Here is a 19,427-nt window from a genome sequence, read left to right as displayed (position 1 = left end):
TTTTAGTGATTTATATCGACATAAAATAATATAAGAAGGACTTAACATGAGCATAAACAGCGTAGATGCCATCAATGCATTGAATAACTTTTCTGCCGAATCTGATAATGGCATTATCACCGTCACGATTGACCAAAGCAGTCGCAAAATGAATGTCATCGGCGATGGTTTTACCGATACTTTTGCGGTGATGACAGACAGCTTTATTAACGATGCGTCCGCCAAAGGTTTGATTCTGACCTCTGGTAAAGAAACCTTTGTGGTCGGTGCTGATATTGACCAATTGGCCAGTATTAAAACCGCTGAACAAGCCTTTGAGCTGGCCGAAGACCTGAAAGCTAGCTTACGCAAACTTGAGACTTCGGGAAAACCTGTCGTCGCTGCCATGACTGGAACGGCACTTGGCGGTGGTTTGGAGTTGGCATTGGCGTGTCATTATCGTATCGCGATTGATTCGCCTAAAACCAAACTGGGTCTACCTGAAGTCAAATTGGGCTTGCTACCGGGTGGTGGTGGTACTCAGCGTTTACCGCGATTGGTCGGTATTCAATCAGCTTTAGAGCTGATGACCCAAGGTAAAGAGCTGCGTCCAGCTGCTGCTAAAGACATGGGTTTAATCGATGCCACTGCCACTGACAAAGCAGATATGCTCAAGCAGGCGACAGATTGGATAAAAGCCAATCCTACAGCGCAGCAACCGTGGGATAAGAAAGGCTTCAAAATCCCCGGCGGTGATAGTAAACACCCCAAAGTCGTACCCATATTTTCTATCGCGCCTGCTATGGCCAATCAAAAATCACATGGCAACTATCCTGCGATTACCCATATCATGTCTTGCGTGTTCGAAGGCTGTTTAGTGGATATAGATACAGGACTTGAGCTTGAGTCACGTTACTTCGCTGCTTGTGTGCTGTCTGCTGAATCTAGAAATATGATTAACACGCTATGGACGCAGCTAAACAGCATCAAAAAAGGGCAGTCACGTCCTGATGGCTTTGAGCGGACACAAACTAAAAAAGTCGGTATCTTAGGTGCTGGCATGATGGGTGCAGGTATCGCTTATGTCTCAGCCAAAGCAGGCATAGAAGTGGTACTACTAGATACCGAAATGGCAGGCGCTGAAAAAGGCAAAGCCTATTCTGCCACCATTTTGGATAAAGCCATTAGCCGTAAACGCTCAACAGAAGATAAAAAGCAAGCGTTACTCAATCGCATCAAGCCGACAGTGTCTTATGATGATTTGGCAGAGTGCGATCTGATTATCGAAGCCGTCTTTGAAAACCGTGAGATTAAAGCCAAGTGTACTGAGCAGTCTGAGGCAGTTATTCCTAACACTGCTGTCTATGCGTCTAATACGTCAACATTGCCTATCACTGGATTGGCAAAAGCCAGCACGCGTCCCAATCAATTTATCGGTCTGCATTTCTTCTCGCCAGTCGACAAGATGCCGTTGGTTGAGATTATCATGGGCGAGCAAACTGACGACGCCACTTTAGCAAAAGCGTTTGATTATGTCGTTCAAATTGGTAAGACACCCATCGTTGTTAATGACAGTCGCGGTTTTTATACGTCGCGCGTATTTGGTACCTATGTGTCAGAAGGTATTGCAATGCTAGGAGAGGGCGTCCATCCGCGCAGTATTGAGGTCGCTGGCATGAAAACAGGTATGCCCATGCCGCCACTGGCATTGCAAGATGAGGTGTCATTAAGTCTGGCTTTGCACGTGAGTGAACAGCAGCAGCTGGATATGCAAGCCGAAGGTAAACCTATCACTGTGCGTCCCTCGTACGAGATACTCAAAACACTGGTCAATGAGCATGACCGAGAAGGAAAAAAGAACGGCAAAGGTTTTTATGACTATAAAGAAAACGGTGACAAAAAACTATGGCCTGAGTTGACCAATCTTTTTCCCACCAAGGATGAGCAGCCAACTCAGCAGGATATGATTGATCGTTTGATGTTTATCCAAGCCAACGAATCTGCTAAATGCTATCAAGAAAACGTCGTGCGCTCTGTCGCTGATACCAATATCGGCTCAATCTTTGGTTGGGGGTTTGCACCACATCAAGGCGGCACTCTGCAATTTATCAATTCGATGGGTCTAGAGACATTCATTGCACGCAGCCATGAGCTTGCCAGCAAATACGGTGAGCGTTTTGAACCTGCGCAGATTCTTGTGGATATGGCCAAAAAAGGCGAGGAGTTTGTAGATGGCTAATACAATAGCGCATTCTATGGCAGATTGTTTACAGGGGTTGCGAGTGGTCGATTTGACTCGTAACTTGCCGGGGCCTTTTGCTACGCGATTGCTTGCCGATTTGGGCGCAGAAATTATTAAAATTGAGCCCAAAAATGGCGATCCTGCCAGAGCCTTTGGCGAATTGTTTAAAGCATTAAACCATGGTAAAACCACCGAGAAACACGACTTTCGTGATCCCAAAGGTATTGACGCTATCAAAGCGCATCTCAAAGATGCCGATGTGATGTTAGACAGCTTTCGCCCTGACGTGTTAGAGGGCATGGGATTAGATGCCAAAACATTGCATGCGATTAATCCTCAGCTGGTGATGGTATCGATCACTGGTTATGGCGTGGCGGGTGGCAGTACAGCAGATAAAGCGATCACTCATGACTGGGCTAATAAAGCCGGTCACGATATTAATTTTATGGCGATGAGCGGTGTGCTTGATCAGCTAAAGACTGCCACTGGCGAGCAGGCGATGCCTAACGTGCAATTCGCAGATTTGGCAGGTGGCAGTGATACCGCTGTGATTGCATTGCTCGCTGCTGTGTTCGCCGCCCAGCGTACCGGCAAAGGTCGTCATATTGCCGTCAGTATGACGCACAGCTTGTATCAGCATCTGGTCATGCCAAAGGCAACGGGAGCGCTGGTGAAAAGCTTCTCAGGACAAAAGCCAGCACCGCAGCATGATTTTTTGGGTGGTCTATTACCCTGCTACCGATTATACAAAACAGCAGACGAGCGTCATATGGCCGTTGGCTCGCTAGAGCTAAAATTTTGGCAAGGATTGTGTGAAGTATTGGATTTGCCTGCGCTCGAAAATAGTCATTGGCAACTTGGTATTATGCCAAACACTTCTGAAAGCCAAGCGGCGGCTAAGACGGTAAGCGATAAATTTGCCAGTCAAACACTTGAGCATTGGCAACAAACTTTTGCGTCAGCAGATGTCTGCGTGACCCCAGTACTGACCTTAGAAGAAGCCCAAGCACACCCCTTATTTGCACATCAAGATGAGCATGGTGCTACATCCGGCTGGCAGTAAGAGAGGATATTAATGTTATAGCCAATAGATAGCGCTCTTCAAAAAATTAATGACCAATGACCAAGGAAGGTTATAATGAAAAAAATTTGGATAGATCACTATCCGAAAGGCGTCGTGTCTGATATCTCAGCGGCAAACCAGTCATTACTAGAACTGTTTGAATGCTCTTTTGCAAAATTTTCTCAACAGGAATTTATCACCAACATGGGTGTCACTTATACCTATGCACAGGTTGATGAAACCTCTAGAGCTGTTGCCGCTTGGATTCAAGGACTTAATCTTGAAAAAGGATCGGTGATAGCCATTATGATGCCGAACGTCAATCAATATCTGCCCATCGTCATCGGAGTAATACGGGCAGGAATGGTCATTACCCTCGTCAATCCTTTGTACACGGCGCGTGAGTTGAGGCATCAATTGAACGACTCTGACTGTAAAGCGATATTTATTTTGACCCCATTTTGTTTAACGCTCGAAAAAATTGTCCATGACACGGGTGTAAAAACCATTGTCTATAGCGATATTGGGGATATGCTGGGCACTGTCAAAGGCAAAATCGTCGACTTGGCTGCCAAATATATTAAAAAAGCAGTCCCGCCACACTCACTTAAATCTAATGCTCAGTATCAAGTACAAAGCTATAAGTCTGTCCTAAAAAAGGGTAGAAATATGAGCTATACCCGACCTGACGCTGATACTAAAGACGTGGCGCTGTTAACGTATACAGGTGGCACGACAGGCAAAGCTAAAGGTATTATCGTTAGTCATCACAACATAGAGATTGCAACCTCGCAGTTTGAGGCATGGTTTCAGCCTGTGTATGCTGATGTGGACGATGATAAGCAAATGAATACCATTGTTGCTTTGCCGCTTTATCATATCTTTGCTTTTGTAGTTGCTATGCTAGGTTTCAGAGTGGGGCAGCACCTGACGCTCATTACCAATCCGCGTGATATTGATGGTTTTATCAAGACTTTAAACTCGCGGCCATTCCATCTTTTACCAGCAGTAAATACGCTATATCAGGCCTTGATGGCACATCCGCAGTTTAAAACGATTGACTTTTCTGAGTTAAAACTCTCTTTGGCTGGGGGCATGGCAGCGACGCCAGAAACCGCCAAAAAATGGCTCGACTCAACCGGTCATCCCATCTTAGAAGGTTGGGGGATGTCAGAAACCATTGGCGTGGGCACGGCCAATTCCTTTACCAACAAAGCGTTCAACGGCAGCATCGGCATGCCGCTACCTGGTGTAGATATTAATATTCGTGATGAGGATGAGACAGTTTTAGAAGTCGGTGAGGTTGGGGAAATATGTATTAAAGGTGACAATGTCATCGCAAGCTACCACAATATCGACAATACTGGGTTCTTCACCGCTGACGGCTATCTGAAGACCGGTGACATCGGGTCTATGGACGAGAAGGGCTACGTAAAAATCTATGATCGCAAAAAAGACATGATTATCGTCAGTGGCTTTAATGTCTATCCTAATGAAGTGGAAAACGTGATCGAGCGACATCCTAAAGTAGCTGAATGTTCCGTCGTTGGTATCGATGATGAGTTACAGGGACAGTCGGTCAAAGTCTTTATCGTTAAAGCTGATGCCAGTCTGACAAAAGATGAAATCATGCAGTTCTGTAAAGAAGATCTGACGGGGTACAAACGTCCCAGACAGATCGAATTTATTGATGAATTACCCAAGTCGACAGTCGGTAAGATATTGCGTCATGAGCTCAGAAAATCGGCTAATAAAACATGATTACCGAATGGCTTATCACGTTTATCAACACTCATCACTGATGCTTTATCCAACACTTTTCCTAAATGTCAGATATTCAGCGCTGATAGCGTCGGCATCTTCGATTTGCGGATAATGTCCCAATGCTGGCATTTCTGTGGTATTGGCATTGGGAATCAATTCACGATAACGATGAATCATATGTTTACCTGAGATAGGGTCTTTGGCACCTGCGATCAGTTTAACCGGCACGTTGCTATTGATAATCGCGCCTACCCAGCGTTCACGGTATTGTTGACGTTGAGGGATATAGTCAATCAACTTATGCATCACTGCTAAACCATTATTGTGTGTTAACAGCTGCCATAATGTGTCGATGACTTCAGGGGTTGGCGGTGTTGCAGGTCCAAATATGTGTTGTAAATTGTCCGCGAATTTTCGCTTGTTAATGAATTTGGATAGCAAAGGCCCTAATGGCGACAACAACAGTTTTTGAATCAGAATGGGTTTGTGAGTTTCAGGAAATAAGCCACCATTTAAAAAACAAACACTGGCAATGTGCCTGTCGCTGCTATCACTACTGTCATCAACTTGTCTCGCCAACAATTCTTGTGCAACCGTATCGCCATAATCATGCGCCAAAATATGATAGTCTTTGACACCAAGACGCTGCAAAACAGTCTCAAAAATATCAGCTTGCTCACTGATTAAGTAGCGTGCGTTTTTGGGTTTATCGGACAAGCCAAACCCCAGCATATCCAGAGTAATTACATAATAATGCTCAGTGAGCTTATCCCACATACCTTCCCAGTCCCAACTGGCGCTAGGGTAGCCATGAATCAACAGTAAGGCTGGCGTGTCTTTATCTCCGCCTTGACGGGTAAAAATCTGCTGACCGTTAATAGATTCAAGCTGTCCCTGCTGTTGCCATTCGCTCAGTGTTATCATCGAAGGTTACTCCTCAAATGACGGATCAGTGCGGCGGAGTTTTCTTAATAAGGCGGGCCACGCAATGTCACCATTGGCCTCTTTAGTCACTTGTTTGGATGCCGCTTGGATACCAGCCAATATTTGCGGTGATATCAAGGTTAATTCACTGCCACCGCTTTGTGCCTTGATCTGAACCTCGCAGGCTCTTTGCATGATGTACATATATAAAAAAGCATCCGCCACGCTGCTGGCACAAGTGAGTAAGCCATGATTACGTAAAATCATAAAATTGGCCTCGCCAAGGTCAGCGACTAAACGTACTTTTTCTTCAGGGTTTAAGGCGACACCTTCGTAATCGTGATATGCCAAGTTAGATAATGGAAATAAGGATTGCTGTGAGATAGGCAGTAAGCCCTGCTGCTGAGTAGATACAGCGACACCATCGCTGGTATGCAGATGAATCACGCAGTGGGCATCGTTACGGGCTTCATGGACGGCGCTATGAATGGTAAATCCGGCAGGATTGATATCGAATGCTGATGAAGACACTTTTTCACCAGCTTGATTGACTTTGACCAGATTAGAGGCAGTAATCTCTTCGAACAATAAACCGTAGGGGTTAATTAAAAATTCATCCTCAGTATCTGGTACGCGTGCCGAAATATGAGTAAAAACCAAATCATCCCAACCATACGAAGCAATCAATCGATAACAAGCCGCCAGATTGACTCGCATCTGCCACTCTTGTTCGGTTACATGGTCTTTTACATTCGGCGTTGAATTATTGTTCATTAGGTCATCCTTGACTGTTTTGAAGGTGATGAATACATCATTTTTTTCGTAAAGTTTCCTTGAATCTATATCCTAAAATAAATAAAAGCAATTGAATTCTGTATTCAAGATGCCTGAGGCTCGCTGATGACATGTTTAATATAGATATAGTCAGTGAAAATTAATATCGATACATCACGCACTGCTGATATTAATTCTGCTTGCTTGCTGTGCAGACAGAGGCTACAAAAATTGATATCAGCCGTGTCGTAGCGTTTTGGGGTATTTTGACTATATTTGAAGGCAATAGGTTTCATTTGGTTTTTTAGCTTGATAGAGAGATGAAACGTTTGTCTCCTATCATTGAGGATTAGTGTTCGCATTGTTATCATAAGCAGGTGAAAGATATTTTCCATACTATTTAGCGTGGAAGGCGACAATTATTTTATCGTGGAAAGCAATAAGTAGTAAGATAATAGTCTTCCAACTCTGAGCACATTGACCTCAATTCAACTGCGAAAAATATCCATGACTTCTTCACTGCATCGCCTATACTCTTTTCGTCGCTGTCCTTATGCCATGCGCGCCCGACTTGGTATCTTATTTGCTGAGTTGCAGGTAGAGTTGCGAGAGATAGCTCTGAAAAATAAACCATCTCAAATGCTGGCTATTAGTCCCAAAGGCACCGTCCCTGTTTTGCAGCTTGCTGATGGTGTGGTGATTGAAGAGAGTCGCGACATAATGGTGTGGGCGCTTGAGCAGACAGATCCGCAGGGATTACTCAATGCAGTGGTCTTGCATCAAAGCCATACTCTGCTCGATCAAAACGACAATGAATTTAAGCATTGGCTGGATCGCTATAAATATGCTGACCGTCATATTGAGATGACCCAGACAGAGTATCGACAACGGGGTGAAGAGTTTTTACAAGTTTTAGAAGAGCTGTTGACTAAAAATTCATATTTACTGGGGGATAACCCGACCATTGCCGATATTGGTATCATGCCTTTTGTCCGCCAATTTGCCCATGTGGATCGCGATGTCTTTTATAGCTTACCTTACCCGAATCTGCAGCAATGGCTACAACACTGGCTTCAGCAGCCACTTTTTTTGCAAGCCATGACCAAGTTTCCCCTTTGGCAAGAAGAGAGTGATATAGTGGTCTTTCCTTCTTGATACCAAGAGCGTGAATCTTCTGGTTTTCTTAACATTAGGACTTTAATAGACTTATCTGAAAAACTTAACATATAGCTTCTTATAGAACTAAATTATAGCAATAAATTTTTAGACGATACCTGTTCATTGACTCTCTCTAATAGATTCACAAAGGCTCTCAATGATTTGTGCAAGAGGTTTCATGACTGGAAGTCTTTGTGGGGCAATACGGCTCTACAAAGACTTTTTCTTTTGAAAAATGATAAAGAAAATGTAAAAAGCTGACACAGAATAATAAAAGCCGATTGTTGCTGAATGAGTAAGAATACAAAGCAATAATGCGGTAACCTTAGGATTATGGACGACGTTCGAATTTATATACAAAGGGAGTTGTAAAATGAAAGGAATTACACGTTTTTCGAACAGTTTGATGGAGAGGTATTTACCGGATCCATTTCTGTTTGTCATTATCTTAACTGTCGTCATTTTTGGTATGGGCTTAGGGCTGACTGATTCTTCGCCTGTACAGATGGTGGCATATTGGGGTGAAGGGTTCTGGGCGTTACTCGCGTTTTCAATGCAAATGGTGCTGGTGCTCGTCACTGGTTTTGTCTTGGCAAGCAGCCCGATATTTAAACAAGGGCTGGGCAAGCTTGCCGGTTTTGCACGGTCGCCAGGTAGTGCTATTATTTGGGTAACCTTAGTTTCTCTGGCAGCGAGCTGGATTAACTGGGGATTTGGGTTAGTCATCGGTGCGTTATTCGCCAAAGAGTTGGCAAAGCGTGTTGAACATGTTGATTACCGTTTATTGATTGCCAGTGCTTATTCAGGATTTATCATTTGGCATGCTGGATTCTCTGGCTCGATTCCTCTATCGATTGCCACAGAAGGCCATCCGTTCGTTGACAAAATTGGTATTATTCCGACGACTGCGACCATCTTTGCGGGTTATAACTTAATTATCGTTGCTGCGCTGGTTATTATTGTCCCGTTATTAAACCGTTTAATGATGCCAAAAAGAGAAGATACCGTTACCGTAAATCCGAAGGTTTTGGCTGATCCCGTCATTGAAAAGCTTCCGGCAAAATCGGACATGACACCAGCAGAACGTTTAGAAAACAGTTGGATTTTATCGATGGTCATAGGCGCATTGGGGCTTGCCTTTATCGTCTATTATTTTGTACAAAACGGCTTTGCGTTAACGCTCGACTTGGTCAACTTTATGTTCTTGTTCCTTGGCATCATATTCCACGGAACGCCTCGCAAGTATTTGATTGCCGTTCAAGAAGCGGTCAAAGGCGCAGGTGCTATCATCGTTCAGTTTCCGTTTTATGCAGGTATTATGGGCATGATGACGGCATCTGGTTTGGCAGCCGTTATGTCAGAAGCGTTCGTTAGCGTTTCGACAGCAGACACGTTGCCACTTTTTGCATTCTTAAGTGCTGGATTGGTCAACTTTTTCGTCCCTTCGGGTGGTGGACAATGGGCAGTGCAAGCGCCAATTATGCTGGAAGCTGCGGAAATGCTTGGCAGTGACCCCGCGAAAGTTGCCATGGCCGTCGCATGGGGCGATGCTTGGACAAACATGATTCAGCCATTTTGGGCGTTGCCTGCACTGGCAATCGCTGGACTAAAAGCCAAAGATATCATGGGCTTTTGTGTCATTGTTTTGGTCGTCAGTGGCGTTGTGATTGGGTTAGGGTTATTGTTTTTATAATTAAAAAATAGCCTTAGCGTGACAGCTTAACGTTTAGACCTTGCCTGATTGATGGGCAAGGTCTTTTTTTATGAAAATAATTCAAGTGGTATATCTGTCGCTGCCTATCTAAAATTGTCCAAATAAGCGACAATACCCGCATACATTCTAAGCATATATTGAGAGGTTTATATGCCCTTAGAAGCGCATATAGAAACACATATCGAAACGCATATTATTTTTTAATAGTAGACATCTATTACTGCTAACCCAAATAAAAAGGCAATCCTAAATGACTAATAGTAACCCGTATGATTTTGCACCTTTACAGCCCACAGGTAGAAACGAGACTGATACTGCCAATACCTATGCGCCTGAAGATATGATTAAAATATACGAGCAGCAGTTTTTGATCCCAGTACCTGAAGAAAAGCTAACTGAGTTTTTACCCGCACTAAAGAGATTTTATGACATCGATAATAATACGCTGGATGTCAGTGCTATTATTTTCGATGCAATCGCAGACTCCTCTATCATTTATAATCATAAAATTAAAGTAGGCGACTATCAAATACTAGGCGGATTGGTAGAGGAAGCGATCGAATATGATGAAGACAATAAAAATGATGAAGGTGTCGAAGATAAAGAAATCCAAGCCTATACTTTAGAGTGTCAGCGTACTTTTTTTATTAATGATATAGAGATACTTTATCATTTTAACTTATTTATTTATGGCGATGGTTATTCTACTTTAACCAAAAAAGACACTGTGCTAGAAAAAATGTATTGGTTTGTGAGAGGCAGATTCGAAGAGGATTTATTGGATGACTCTGAAGACAATGACAGTTTAGACTCTATTAATAAGCAGCTAGCCAGCTTAGGTATTCGGGAAATGGATTTGACGACCATAGATGAGATCGTAAGCTATGTAGAAGACAGCATCATAGATGATGCCATGGTGGACGAGCTTAATAAATTATTGGATGATGCGGAATAGCCTGAAAGATAAGTCTGGTACTTCCGATCAAGTTGGTTATGATTTGTACCAAGACAGTGGTAATCTGGCAAAGTTATATATTCAGAATCATCAATAAGGCACATCGCTATGGAACAAGCACAAAACGCTGTAGAACACAGACCTGTATTCATGCCCAAAGTCAACAGTGACAATTTGGTAAAAACGGATATGGTTAGGTTTGAGCGGCATGTGGGATTTGCAACTAGACAAAAGAAAAAGTCCATCAATGACCTGCAACAGGTCATTCGTAAAAAATATGGATTTAAGCAAGTGTTAGAGCTGTCGAGCAAATCTGGCAATAAGTTGAGTTTTCCGCTAAGCCCGTTCAGTTTAAAGATCACTGATGAGCATGATGGCAATCAATACAGTGTCGAAAATGCCTTTCAAGCAAGCATGGTTTTTGAGGACGGTGGGCCTTACCTTGACTTGCTGACAGTACCGCCAAGACAAGCCAGAAAGGACGAGCGATTAACCACCTCAGGAGAACTCACTGGCTATAATTATTTTGGTATGGAGTGGGGTGTAGAGCCGTTAACCGTGTTTTATGATTGGCTGTATGTAAATGCCCTAAAGCAAAATCCTCAGCTGCACGAGGAAGTGATGCAATATCAGGCCTTTACTGACATCACCTTCAATCCCAAAAAATCCATCCATTGCGCGGCCTATGCATTGGCTCTGTTTGTGGCGCTCAATAAACGAGAGTTGCTCGATAATATTGAAGACCCAATAGCGTTTTATAATTTATGTGATGAGTTCAAAGTCAGTAATACCGAGCAGCTTTTGGAAGAGGGTTGGGTCTAATGGCTAGACAGAATATGCTTTAGTACGCATAGTCAAAAGACCCTAAAAACGCTACGGCACTGCCGATATCAATTTTTCTTGCTTGCTGTGCCTGCGCAGACAGAGGCTACAAAAAATTGATATTAGCCGTGCATGATGTATCGATATTACTTTTCACTGACTATATATAGTTCAAATGTTTAAACACCACTCCCAATCCGCTCAGCCAATGCCTGCAACTTTGGCACAATCATCGCCGCATAGTCGGCGCTTTCCCAGTTGGCGCTTGGCACACTGGCATTGAGCGAATAAGCGTATTGTCCCGTTGCGACATCATACACCCCAACAGCGACTGCCAATATATCGGTAGAAAACTCCCCATCTGACACGGTATAGCCATGCGCCACATAATGTTCTGCCGCGTTGGCTAAGGCAGTTTGCGCGTGGTTATAATCCTCTATAGACAAATGTTCTTTTAGATTGCTACTGATCACAGCCTGTCTCGCCTGTGAGCTTGCGGCATAGAAGGCGCGCCCGATAGCAGTACGTGCAACGGGTACGGCTGAGCCAACTTGTAAATTGACCGATAAGCGTGCAGGGCTACGACAGCAGGCGTGATAGCGCATTTCACCTTCGACTTCGGTTGCCAAATTCACCGATACTTCATTGCTGCTGGCGAATTGCCGTAATAGTGGCTCAGCATACGAGACCATATCATGGCGACTCCACGCGGTGGCGCTTAGCCGTACAGCACTACTGCCCAATTGATACTGTCCGTATTCATTCGTACGTAAAAACCCAAGCGTGGTCAACGTATGGATAAGGCGAGTAACGGTCGCTTTTGGTAGATTTGTCATCTGACACAATTGCTGATGGGTGAGTCGTTCATGATGCTCAAAAGCGGCCAGCAATATCAATCCGCGACCCAGTGCCGTCACAAATTGTCGGTCATTATCCTCCTTGCTTTGGCTCATTGTTCCATGCATTCGTCTCAGTAGCGGCGTAGCTGTCGATAAGGGTGTTGTCATTTTATACTCATCTTTTTTTTATAAAGGTTTACAGCGTGGCTAAATTTTGCTTAAATGGTTTTAAATTATGAAACTAAGTTTCGCACAGCGGAATAACGAAGTCAATGACTTGTTAAACCAATTGATGTATCAATCACTACTCGTCAGTCAGGATGACTGATATCAAGGAGATCCACATGGCAACATCTACCAGCCCACGCTTTGATTGGGAAGATCCTTTTTTATTACGCGACCAGCTCACTGAAGAAGAACGCATGGTCACGGACAGTGCCCGTCAGTTTTTTCAAAAAGAGCTGATGCCGGGCATCGTTGAGGCCAATCGCAATGAAAATTTCGATCGTAATATCATGCGTCAAATGGGTGAAATGGGCTTACTTGGCGTGACTATCGAAGGTTACGGCTGTGCTGGTTTATCCAGTGTTGCCTATGGTCTGATTGCCAAGGAAGTGGAAGCCGTTGACTCCGGATACCGCTCTGCGATGAGCGTGCAGTCAAGCCTAGTGATGCATCCTATTTGGGCATATGGCACCGAAGAACAAAGAGAGCGTTATTTGCCTAAGCTTGCTTCAGGCGAATATGTCGGTTGCTTCGGTCTGACTGAGCCAGATTCGGGTTCTGATCCGTCATCAATGTCTACTCGTGCGCGCGCAGTCGATGGCGGTTATGAGTTGACAGGTAATAAAATGTGGATTACCAACAGTCCTATCGCCGATGTATTTGTCGTTTGGGCAAAAGATGATGCTGGCGAGATTCGCGGTTTTGTTTTAGACAAAGGTATGAAAGGTCTGTCAGCACCGAAAATTGAAGGCAAATTCTCATTACGTGCCTCAGTCACGGGCGAGATTGTCATGGACAAAGTATTCGTCCCTGAAGCCAATGCTTTTCCAGATATCCGTGGTCTAAAAGGGCCATTTGGCTGCTTGAACAAAGCCCGTTATGGTATCGCTTGGGGTTCGATGGGTGCGGCTGAGTTCTGCTGGAAAGCGGCTCGTCAGTACACGCTCGATCGTAAGCAGTTTGGTCGTCCATTGGCAGCAACGCAGCTGGTACAGTTAAAGCTGGCCAATATGCAGACAGAAATTACCTTAGGTCTACAAGCGGCATTACGTGTTGGTCGTTTGATGGATGAAGACAACGCCGCGCCTGAGATGATCTCACTTATTAAGCGTAATAACTGCGGCAAGGCGCTTGATATCGCTCGTATCGCTCGTGATATGCATGGCGGTAACGGTATCTCTGATGAGTTCCATATCATTCGTCATGTGATGAACTTGGAAGCTGTCAACACTTATGAGGGCACGCATGACATCCATGCGCTCATCCTAGGTCGTGCGCAGACAGGTATTCAAGCATTCTTTTAAACTGATTTTAAGTTAAAAGTGTTTGGTACAACTGTATTTTATTACGTACGTTATTGTTTTGCTTTTTACAAAGCATTTATAGGCAGTAGCGTACGTTTTTCAGTTGTTCTTCATGATTTAACCGTTAAGCAGCTAAATGATGAAGAACAATTTTATGATCAAAAAATCAAAGAACACACGACACAATAAGGGATTATTATGACTGATATGGCTAATATGCCAGAGGGCGCATTGCATGGTATCAAGGTGCTCGATTTATCGAGAGTACTGGCAGGGCCTTCTTGTACCCAAGTGCTTGCTGATCTTGGTGCCGAAGTCATTAAAGTTGAGCGTCCTCATATCGGTGATGAAACGCGCCATTGGGCACCGCCAACATTCAGCGATGATACGTCCGCTTACTACGCCACTATTAACCGCAATAAAAAATCACTGACGGTAGATATCACCACGCCAGCAGGGCAGACCATTATCAAACAGCTCATCGCTGACAGTGATATTTTGGTCGAGAATTTTAAAGTCGGTGGTCTTAAAAAATACGGCTTGGATTATGACAGTCTCAAACAAGACCATCCACGTCTGATTTATGCGTCATTGACGGGTTTTGGGCAGACAGGACCCGATGCCAAACGCCCAGGTTACGACTATATTGTCCAAGGGTTGTCAGGGCTAATGAGCATTACAGGTCCGAGTGATGGCGAACCGCATAAGGTTGGTGTGGCAGTCGTCGATTTGTTTGCAGGCTTGCAGCTGACGATTGGCATTCAAGCAGCACTGCTAGCACGTCAAAATACTGGACTTGGTCAACACGTTGATGTAGCACTGCTTGACAGTGCGCTAGCGATGTTAGCTAATGTGGGTATGAACCATTTGGCTTCAGGTAAAGTGCCACCAAGACTGGGCAACCAGCATCCTAATATCGTGCCTTATCAAGTATTTGCAGGTCAGGGTGAAGCGCATTTTATCTTAGCGTGTGGTAATGACAGCCAGTTTGCCAAATTGTGTGAGGTGCTAGGTGTCGATTGGCATAGCGACAGCCGTTTTGCGACCAATCCCCAACGTGTTGTCAATCGTACGCTGCTATGTGGCGAGCTGGTTAATAAGTTTGCTGAGCAACCACGCACTTACTGGCTAGAGGTTTTAGATCAAGCAGGCATTCCGTGTGGGGCTATTCATAATGTGGCTGAAGCCTTGGCCATGCCGCAAGCACTGGCACGTGAGATGATAGTTGATTTCACCGCGCAAGGCAGTCCTGTGCGCGCACTTGGCAATCCTATCAAACTATCCGCATCGCCTGTTAGCTATCGTACGCCGCCACCCCAGTTGAGCGAGCATACTGATAGCACGCTTGCTGATTTAGGCTACGACAGCGAGATGATAGCCAAGCTTAAAGCGGATGGGATTGTTTAGGGCATATCCTCAATTTAAACGGCATCGATCAAATGCCAAGTTAGCTTTTTGATTTTTTGCTCAAAAAGCTAAGCCAAATGCTCCGCCTTAAAACCCAAACGCTGTTCAATTTGTTCCGCCAATTCAATCAGTACAGCACTCACCTCAGCATACTTAGACTCGTATTCTGCCTGCAAAAAGCTAACCGCCATACCTGCAACGGCATTGCCTGAAGCATTGCGAATATAAGTACCCAAACAGTACATACCTTCGCGTAATTGCCCGTCATCGAGTGAAATACGACTGTCATGAATGGCGCTTAACTCAGCAGATAAGCTTACAAAGTTATCGACACCATTTGGTGTGAGCGGCTGAGGAAAGATACCTTCATACAAAGATTCGATGGTTTGCATTGAGAGCGTAGACAACAGCGCTTTACCAGTCGCTGAAAATACTGCCGGTACGCGCACACCAGCACGGAAGGTAAAACCAAGCGGGGCAGGCGTTTCGTGACAAGCTAAAAAAACAACTTCGCCCAAATCCAATTTAGACAAGGTCACAGTATGTTGTAGCAAGACAGGGTGTTGGACGATGAGGTCTTTAAATAACTGTATGACACCTTGCTGCTGCTCATACTTGCCAGCCCAATACATCAAGTAGGAGCCTAAGTGAAAGCGGCTGTCACTATCTTTATAGATGACATGCTTGCCCAATAAGCTTTGCAATATATTGTGGGTTGAGCTACGCGGCAGTTTTAATTGCTTGGCGATATGAGCGGCAGTCAAGGGTTGTTGACTTGCCGTAATTAAATCTAAGATTTGAAAAGTTTTGTCCAATGCTGGAACGGCTGTTGTGCTCATAAGTTGCCTATTAGAAAGTAAAAATAAAAATAGTGAAGATAATATTCAAAATAATCTTAATAAAGGTTGCAAAGAGTGGTGCATCATTCTTATAATGATGTCTCATATATAGAATTAACGTTCAGTATATTGAACAAATTACAGATGAGCAATAATTATTACTGACTGACCGTTTTGATTTTATTCTCTTGTAATGAGCTGCTTAACAATGGATGGTGTTGCCGTTTTTTTAAAATGGCATCGTTTTTAGTTTCCATTTTGAATTGCCATATTGTTCAATAGCTTACTCATAATAAATGCGCAAATCACGACCAACATGGAGTGTTACGATGCCAAAAAATACGCTAACCCTATCAAATCCAGATTTACTCAAACAATCTTGCTTCATTAAAGACGGCTGGCATGCTGCTAGTGATGACGCTGTGCTTGATGTAAACAATCCTTTTAACGGCGACCTCATCGGTACCGTACCAAGTCTCACCACAGAAGATGTCAACGAAGCCGTTGCTTATGCTCATGACGTCCAAGCGGATTGGGCAGCAAAAACCGCCAAAGAGCGTGCAGAGTTATTGCAAAAGTGGGCTGATCTGATCGATGCCAATAAAGAAGATTTGGCCATCATCATGACCGCTGAGCAAGGCAAGCCGCTGACTGAGTCACGCGGTGAAGTAGGTTATGCCAACAGCTTTATCCGTTGGTTTGCCGAAGAAGGCAAGCGCGTCTACGGCGATGTGATTCCTGCCAATAGCGCACAGCTACGTCACGTTGTCCTTAAGCAGCCAGTCGGTGTTTGTGCCGCTATCACGCCTTGGAACTTCCCAGCGGCGATGATCACGCGCAAAGTTGCTCCTGCACTAGCAGCAGGCTGTACGATTATCGTCAAGCCTGCTACTGAGACACCTTATTCTGCATTGGCGCTAGGCGTATTGGCCGAGCAAGCGGGTATTCCAGCTGGCGTCATTCAAGTAGTGACTGGCAAATCTTCGGTCATTGGTGAGATCTTAACGGGTGATGCCCGCATTCATAAATTGTCATTTACAGGCTCTACAGAAGTAGGCCGTACGCTGATGGCACAATGTGCACCGACTATCAAAAAGCTATCGTTAGAGTTAGGTGGCAACGCGCCATTTATCGTCTTTGATGATGCCGATCTCGAAAAAGCCGCTACCGGCTTAATCGCTTCCAAATATCGTAATGCTGGTCAGACCTGTGTCTGCGCCAACCGCGTATACGTGCAAGACAGTATCAAAGATAAATTTTTAGACGTTTTTGTCAAAAAAGTCGCTGAGTTGAAGGTCGGTAACGGTTTAGAAGAAGGCGTAGATATCGGCCCTCTTATCAACAAAAAAGCGTTAGATAAAGTACAAGCCTTGCTCAAAGATGCGCTGGATAAAGGGGCAAAACTGGTCACTGGTGGTAGTGTCAACGCCGCTTCAGAACTGACTTATAACCCAACGGTTATTACAGATATTAGCAGTGATATGGACATCGCCTCTGAAGAAATCTTTGGACCGATTGCGACCATCTTTACGTTCAAGGATGAAGCAGAAGTTATTCGTGCTGCTAACGATACTATTTATGGCTTGGCTGCTTACTTTTACAGTAGCGATTATGCACGCTCATGGCGCGTTACCGAAGGTCTGGAGTACGGCATCATCGGTCACAATACTGGTTTGATTTCTACCGAAGTTGCCCCATTTGGCGGCGTAAAGCAGTCTGGATTTGGCCGCGAAGGTTCAAAATACGGTATCGAAGACTATGTCACGACCAAATACTGGTGTTCTGATATCAGCTAATAGCCCATAACATAGTTAGTTGGCTCAATAATCAGCAAAACATCAATTAGCACAAATTTTTAGATATCAGTGGTGTTTTATGTCAAATAAACACCATTCGATCTCTATTAACTATTAAATAAACCGCCAATCACTAGATGGCACTTATGTTACGAACAAAGAAAAGGACATTTCTATGACGACTACCAATCAATCATTACTTGAGCGCCGCAAAGCTGTTTTACCAACAGGGTTGGGTGTTGCCTTTCCTATCTTTGCAGAAAGAGCAAAGAACTCAGAAGTTTGGGACGTGGAAGGCAATCGTTATATCGATTTCGTTGGCGGTATTTCAGTATTGAACACTGGTCACAGCCATCCAAAAATCACTCAGCGTGTGCATGAGCAGTTAGACAAGTTTACGCATACTGCCGCGCAAATGATCAACTATGAGTGCTATGTAGATTTGGCTGAAAAACTGTGTGAAAAAGCGCCTATTACTGGTCCGACAAAAGCGTTCTTTTTGACCACTGGCGCAGAAGCGGTCGAAAACTGCATCAAGATTGCTCGTGCTAAAACCCGTCGTCCAGGTATCATTTCTTTCGTTGGCGGCTGGCATGGTCGTACCATGATGTGTATGAGCTTGACTGGTAAAGTCTTGCCATACAAAAAGAACTTTGGCCCGATGCCAGGTCCTGTGTTTCATGCGTTGTTTCCAGCAGAAGAGTTGAATGTTACCGAAGCACAAGCATTGCATAGTCTTGAGATGATTTTTCAAGCGGATATCGATCCTAGTGAAGTGGCTGCGATGATTATCGAGCCAGTACAAGGTGAAGGTGGTTTCCATCAAGTGACACCATCATTTGCCAAATCTTTGCGTGATATCTGTGACGAGCATGGCATCGTCTTGATTTTTGATGAAGTACAGTGTGGTTTTGCCCGTACGGGTACGTTGTTTGCCACTGAGCAACTAGGCGTTGAGCCTGATTTGATGACTGCTGCGAAGAGCTTGGCAGGTGGTTATCCTATCTCTGCGGTTATCGGCCGTGCTGACATCATGGATGCCCCGCAAGTAGGCGGCTTGGGCGGTACTTATTCTGGCAATCCATTGGCGTGTGTGGCAGCACTTGCGGTCATGGAAGTCATCGAAGAAGAAAACTTGCTTGAGCGTAGTGTGGTGATTGGCGACAAAATCGAAGCTTTCTTAAAGGACTTGAACCTAAGCAGTATCGGTCATATTCGTCATAAAGGTGCAATGCTAGCGTTTGAATTGATCGATAGCGAAGGCAAGCCTGATGCCGCAGCCGCAAACAATCTGAAAGCAAAATCATTCGAGCAAGGTTTGCTACTAGCGTCTTGTGGTATGTATGGTAATGCCATTCGTGTGATGGTGCCACTGACGGTCGAAGATGAAGTGCTACAAGAGGGTCTTGATATCATTAAAGGCATCTTAACGGCTTAATAAGTATCGAGCCAATAGTTGATAGAGCAGCAAGATTGCCCCTATGGCACTCGCTTTGAGTACATTTTTTACAACGGCGCCTTGCAAGTCAAGACGCCGTTGCTGTTTGTACTATTTGAATATCGAACAAGTAGTACGTAACAGCTTGGATCAAAAGGTATATATGATAATTATGATGGGTGCT

Annotated in this window: 15 protein-coding genes; 11 read left to right on the top strand and 4 right to left on the bottom strand. The window is 44.4% G+C overall.

Going from position 1 to position 19,427, the window contains the following annotated elements:
• Positions 1 to 46 precede the first annotated feature (46 nt).
• The 3 genes from J5X94_RS02320 to J5X94_RS02310 all read left to right on the top strand — a co-directional run bounded on the left by J5X94_RS02320 (position 47) and on the right by J5X94_RS02310 (position 5,045).
• On the top strand, positions 47 to 2,218 hold the full coding sequence (locus J5X94_RS02320; RefSeq protein ID WP_210539746.1) for a 3-hydroxyacyl-CoA dehydrogenase NAD-binding domain-containing protein: 2,172 nt from the start codon (positions 47 to 49) through the stop codon (positions 2,216 to 2,218).
• The gene (locus J5X94_RS02315) at positions 2,211 to 3,284 is read left to right on the top strand and encodes a CaiB/BaiF CoA transferase family protein (protein WP_210539744.1); all 1,074 of its coding nucleotides are present in this window, start codon (positions 2,211 to 2,213) and stop codon (positions 3,282 to 3,284) included. The genes J5X94_RS02320 and J5X94_RS02315 overlap by 8 nt, the downstream gene beginning before the upstream one ends.
• Positions 3,285 to 3,359: 75 nt before the next feature.
• Entirely contained in the window at positions 3,360 to 5,045 is a 1,686-nt protein-coding gene (locus tag J5X94_RS02310) for an AMP-binding protein (RefSeq protein WP_210539743.1), read from the top strand.
• 45 nt (positions 5,046 to 5,090) lie between these two features.
• Here J5X94_RS02310 and J5X94_RS02305 read toward each other — a convergent pair whose 3' ends face one another.
• Positions 5,091 to 5,972 carry an alpha/beta fold hydrolase gene (locus J5X94_RS02305; RefSeq protein ID WP_210539741.1) on the bottom strand — a complete coding sequence of 294 codons (882 nt, stop codon included), beginning with the start codon at positions 5,970 to 5,972 and terminating at the stop codon, positions 5,091 to 5,093.
• Positions 5,973 to 5,978: 6 nt separating this feature from the next.
• Complete coding sequence (locus J5X94_RS02300) at positions 5,979 to 6,746, bottom strand: class II aldolase/adducin family protein (RefSeq protein ID WP_210539739.1); 768 nt, start codon at positions 6,744 to 6,746, stop codon at positions 5,979 to 5,981.
• Positions 6,747 to 7,253: 507 nt separating this feature from the next.
• Here J5X94_RS02300 and J5X94_RS02295 point away from each other — a divergent pair.
• From J5X94_RS02295 to J5X94_RS02280, 4 genes are all read left to right on the top strand, one after another.
• Positions 7,254 to 7,901 carry a glutathione S-transferase gene (locus J5X94_RS02295; protein ID WP_210539737.1) on the top strand — a complete coding sequence of 216 codons (648 nt, stop codon included), beginning with the start codon at positions 7,254 to 7,256 and terminating at the stop codon, positions 7,899 to 7,901.
• 376 nt (positions 7,902 to 8,277) lie between these two features.
• On the top strand, positions 8,278 to 9,597 hold the full coding sequence (locus J5X94_RS02290) for a short-chain fatty acid transporter (protein WP_189581244.1): 1,320 nt from the start codon (positions 8,278 to 8,280) through the stop codon (positions 9,595 to 9,597).
• 271 nt (positions 9,598 to 9,868) lie between these two features.
• A complete protein-coding gene (locus tag J5X94_RS02285; protein ID WP_210539736.1) occupies positions 9,869 to 10,573 on the top strand; it encodes a hypothetical protein in 705 nt (234 codons plus the stop codon).
• A gap of 108 nt (positions 10,574 to 10,681) precedes the next feature.
• Complete coding sequence (locus tag J5X94_RS02280; RefSeq protein ID WP_189581250.1) at positions 10,682 to 11,395, top strand: DarT1-associated NADAR antitoxin family protein; 714 nt, start codon at positions 10,682 to 10,684, stop codon at positions 11,393 to 11,395.
• A 179-nt stretch (positions 11,396 to 11,574) separates the two neighbouring features.
• On the opposite strand, the gene J5X94_RS02275 is transcribed toward J5X94_RS02280, so the two are convergent.
• A complete protein-coding gene (locus J5X94_RS02275; protein WP_227679671.1) occupies positions 11,575 to 12,348 on the bottom strand; it encodes an IclR family transcriptional regulator in 774 nt (257 codons plus the stop codon).
• Between the two features lie 230 nt (positions 12,349 to 12,578).
• On the opposite strand from J5X94_RS02275, the gene J5X94_RS02270 reads away from it, so the two are divergent.
• Together J5X94_RS02270 and J5X94_RS02265 are read left to right on the top strand one after the other, a co-directional pair.
• Entirely contained in the window at positions 12,579 to 13,763 is a 1,185-nt protein-coding gene (locus J5X94_RS02270) for an acyl-CoA dehydrogenase (protein ID WP_010198628.1), read from the top strand.
• 198 nt (positions 13,764 to 13,961) lie between these two features.
• The gene (locus J5X94_RS02265; RefSeq protein ID WP_210539734.1) at positions 13,962 to 15,170 is read left to right on the top strand and encodes a CaiB/BaiF CoA transferase family protein; all 1,209 of its coding nucleotides are present in this window, start codon (positions 13,962 to 13,964) and stop codon (positions 15,168 to 15,170) included.
• A gap of 68 nt (positions 15,171 to 15,238) precedes the next feature.
• On the opposite strand, the gene J5X94_RS02260 is transcribed toward J5X94_RS02265, so the two are convergent.
• The gene (locus tag J5X94_RS02260) at positions 15,239 to 16,009 is read right to left on the bottom strand and encodes an IclR family transcriptional regulator (protein WP_210539732.1); all 771 of its coding nucleotides are present in this window, start codon (positions 16,007 to 16,009) and stop codon (positions 15,239 to 15,241) included.
• Positions 16,010 to 16,338: 329 nt separating this feature from the next.
• On the opposite strand from J5X94_RS02260, the gene J5X94_RS02255 reads away from it, so the two are divergent.
• Positions 16,339 to 17,805 (top strand): NAD-dependent succinate-semialdehyde dehydrogenase, encoded by a 1,467-nt coding sequence (locus J5X94_RS02255; protein ID WP_210539730.1) that lies wholly within the window; start codon positions 16,339 to 16,341, stop codon positions 17,803 to 17,805.
• Positions 17,806 to 17,980: 175 nt separating this feature from the next.
• Positions 17,981 to 19,243 (top strand): 4-aminobutyrate--2-oxoglutarate transaminase, encoded by a 1,263-nt coding sequence (gene gabT / locus J5X94_RS02250; RefSeq protein WP_210539729.1) that lies wholly within the window; start codon positions 17,981 to 17,983, stop codon positions 19,241 to 19,243.
• The last annotated feature ends 184 nt before the right edge of the window (positions 19,244 to 19,427 follow it).

The organism is Psychrobacter sp. K31L (genome assembly GCF_017942195.1).
Taxonomy (GTDB): domain Bacteria; phylum Pseudomonadota; class Gammaproteobacteria; order Pseudomonadales; family Moraxellaceae; genus Psychrobacter; species Psychrobacter glaciei.
This window is presented reverse-complemented; position numbering and strand designations above follow the sequence as displayed.

Bases quoted from the DNA above. Each gene is read 5' to 3' on its own strand.
- J5X94_RS02300 (WP_210539739.1), bottom strand. From the start codon at position 6,746: ATGAACAATAATTCAACGCCGAATGTAAAAGACCATGTAACCGAACAA.
- J5X94_RS02265 (WP_210539734.1), top strand. From the start codon at position 13,962: ATGACTGATATGGCTAATATGCCAGAGGGCGCATTGCATGGTATCAAG.
- gabT (WP_210539729.1), top strand. From the start codon at position 17,981: ATGACGACTACCAATCAATCATTACTTGAGCGCCGCAAAGCTGTTTTA.
- J5X94_RS02290 (WP_189581244.1), top strand. From the start codon at position 8,278: ATGAAAGGAATTACACGTTTTTCGAACAGTTTGATGGAGAGGTATTTA.
- J5X94_RS02320 (WP_210539746.1), top strand. From the start codon at position 47: ATGAGCATAAACAGCGTAGATGCCATCAATGCATTGAATAACTTTTCT.
- J5X94_RS02260 (WP_210539732.1), bottom strand. From the start codon at position 16,009: ATGAGCACAACAGCCGTTCCAGCATTGGACAAAACTTTTCAAATCTTA.
- J5X94_RS02315 (WP_210539744.1), top strand. From the start codon at position 2,211: ATGGCTAATACAATAGCGCATTCTATGGCAGATTGTTTACAGGGGTTG.
- J5X94_RS02310 (WP_210539743.1), top strand. From the start codon at position 3,360: ATGAAAAAAATTTGGATAGATCACTATCCGAAAGGCGTCGTGTCTGAT.
- J5X94_RS02285 (WP_210539736.1), top strand. From the start codon at position 9,869: ATGACTAATAGTAACCCGTATGATTTTGCACCTTTACAGCCCACAGGT.
- J5X94_RS02275 (WP_227679671.1), bottom strand. From the start codon at position 12,348: ATGAGCCAAAGCAAGGAGGATAATGACCGACAATTTGTGACGGCACTG.
- J5X94_RS02280 (WP_189581250.1), top strand. From the start codon at position 10,682: ATGGAACAAGCACAAAACGCTGTAGAACACAGACCTGTATTCATGCCC.
- J5X94_RS02295 (WP_210539737.1), top strand. From the start codon at position 7,254: ATGACTTCTTCACTGCATCGCCTATACTCTTTTCGTCGCTGTCCTTAT.
- J5X94_RS02305 (WP_210539741.1), bottom strand. From the start codon at position 5,972: ATGATAACACTGAGCGAATGGCAACAGCAGGGACAGCTTGAATCTATT.
- J5X94_RS02270 (WP_010198628.1), top strand. From the start codon at position 12,579: ATGGCAACATCTACCAGCCCACGCTTTGATTGGGAAGATCCTTTTTTA.
- J5X94_RS02255 (WP_210539730.1), top strand. From the start codon at position 16,339: ATGCCAAAAAATACGCTAACCCTATCAAATCCAGATTTACTCAAACAA.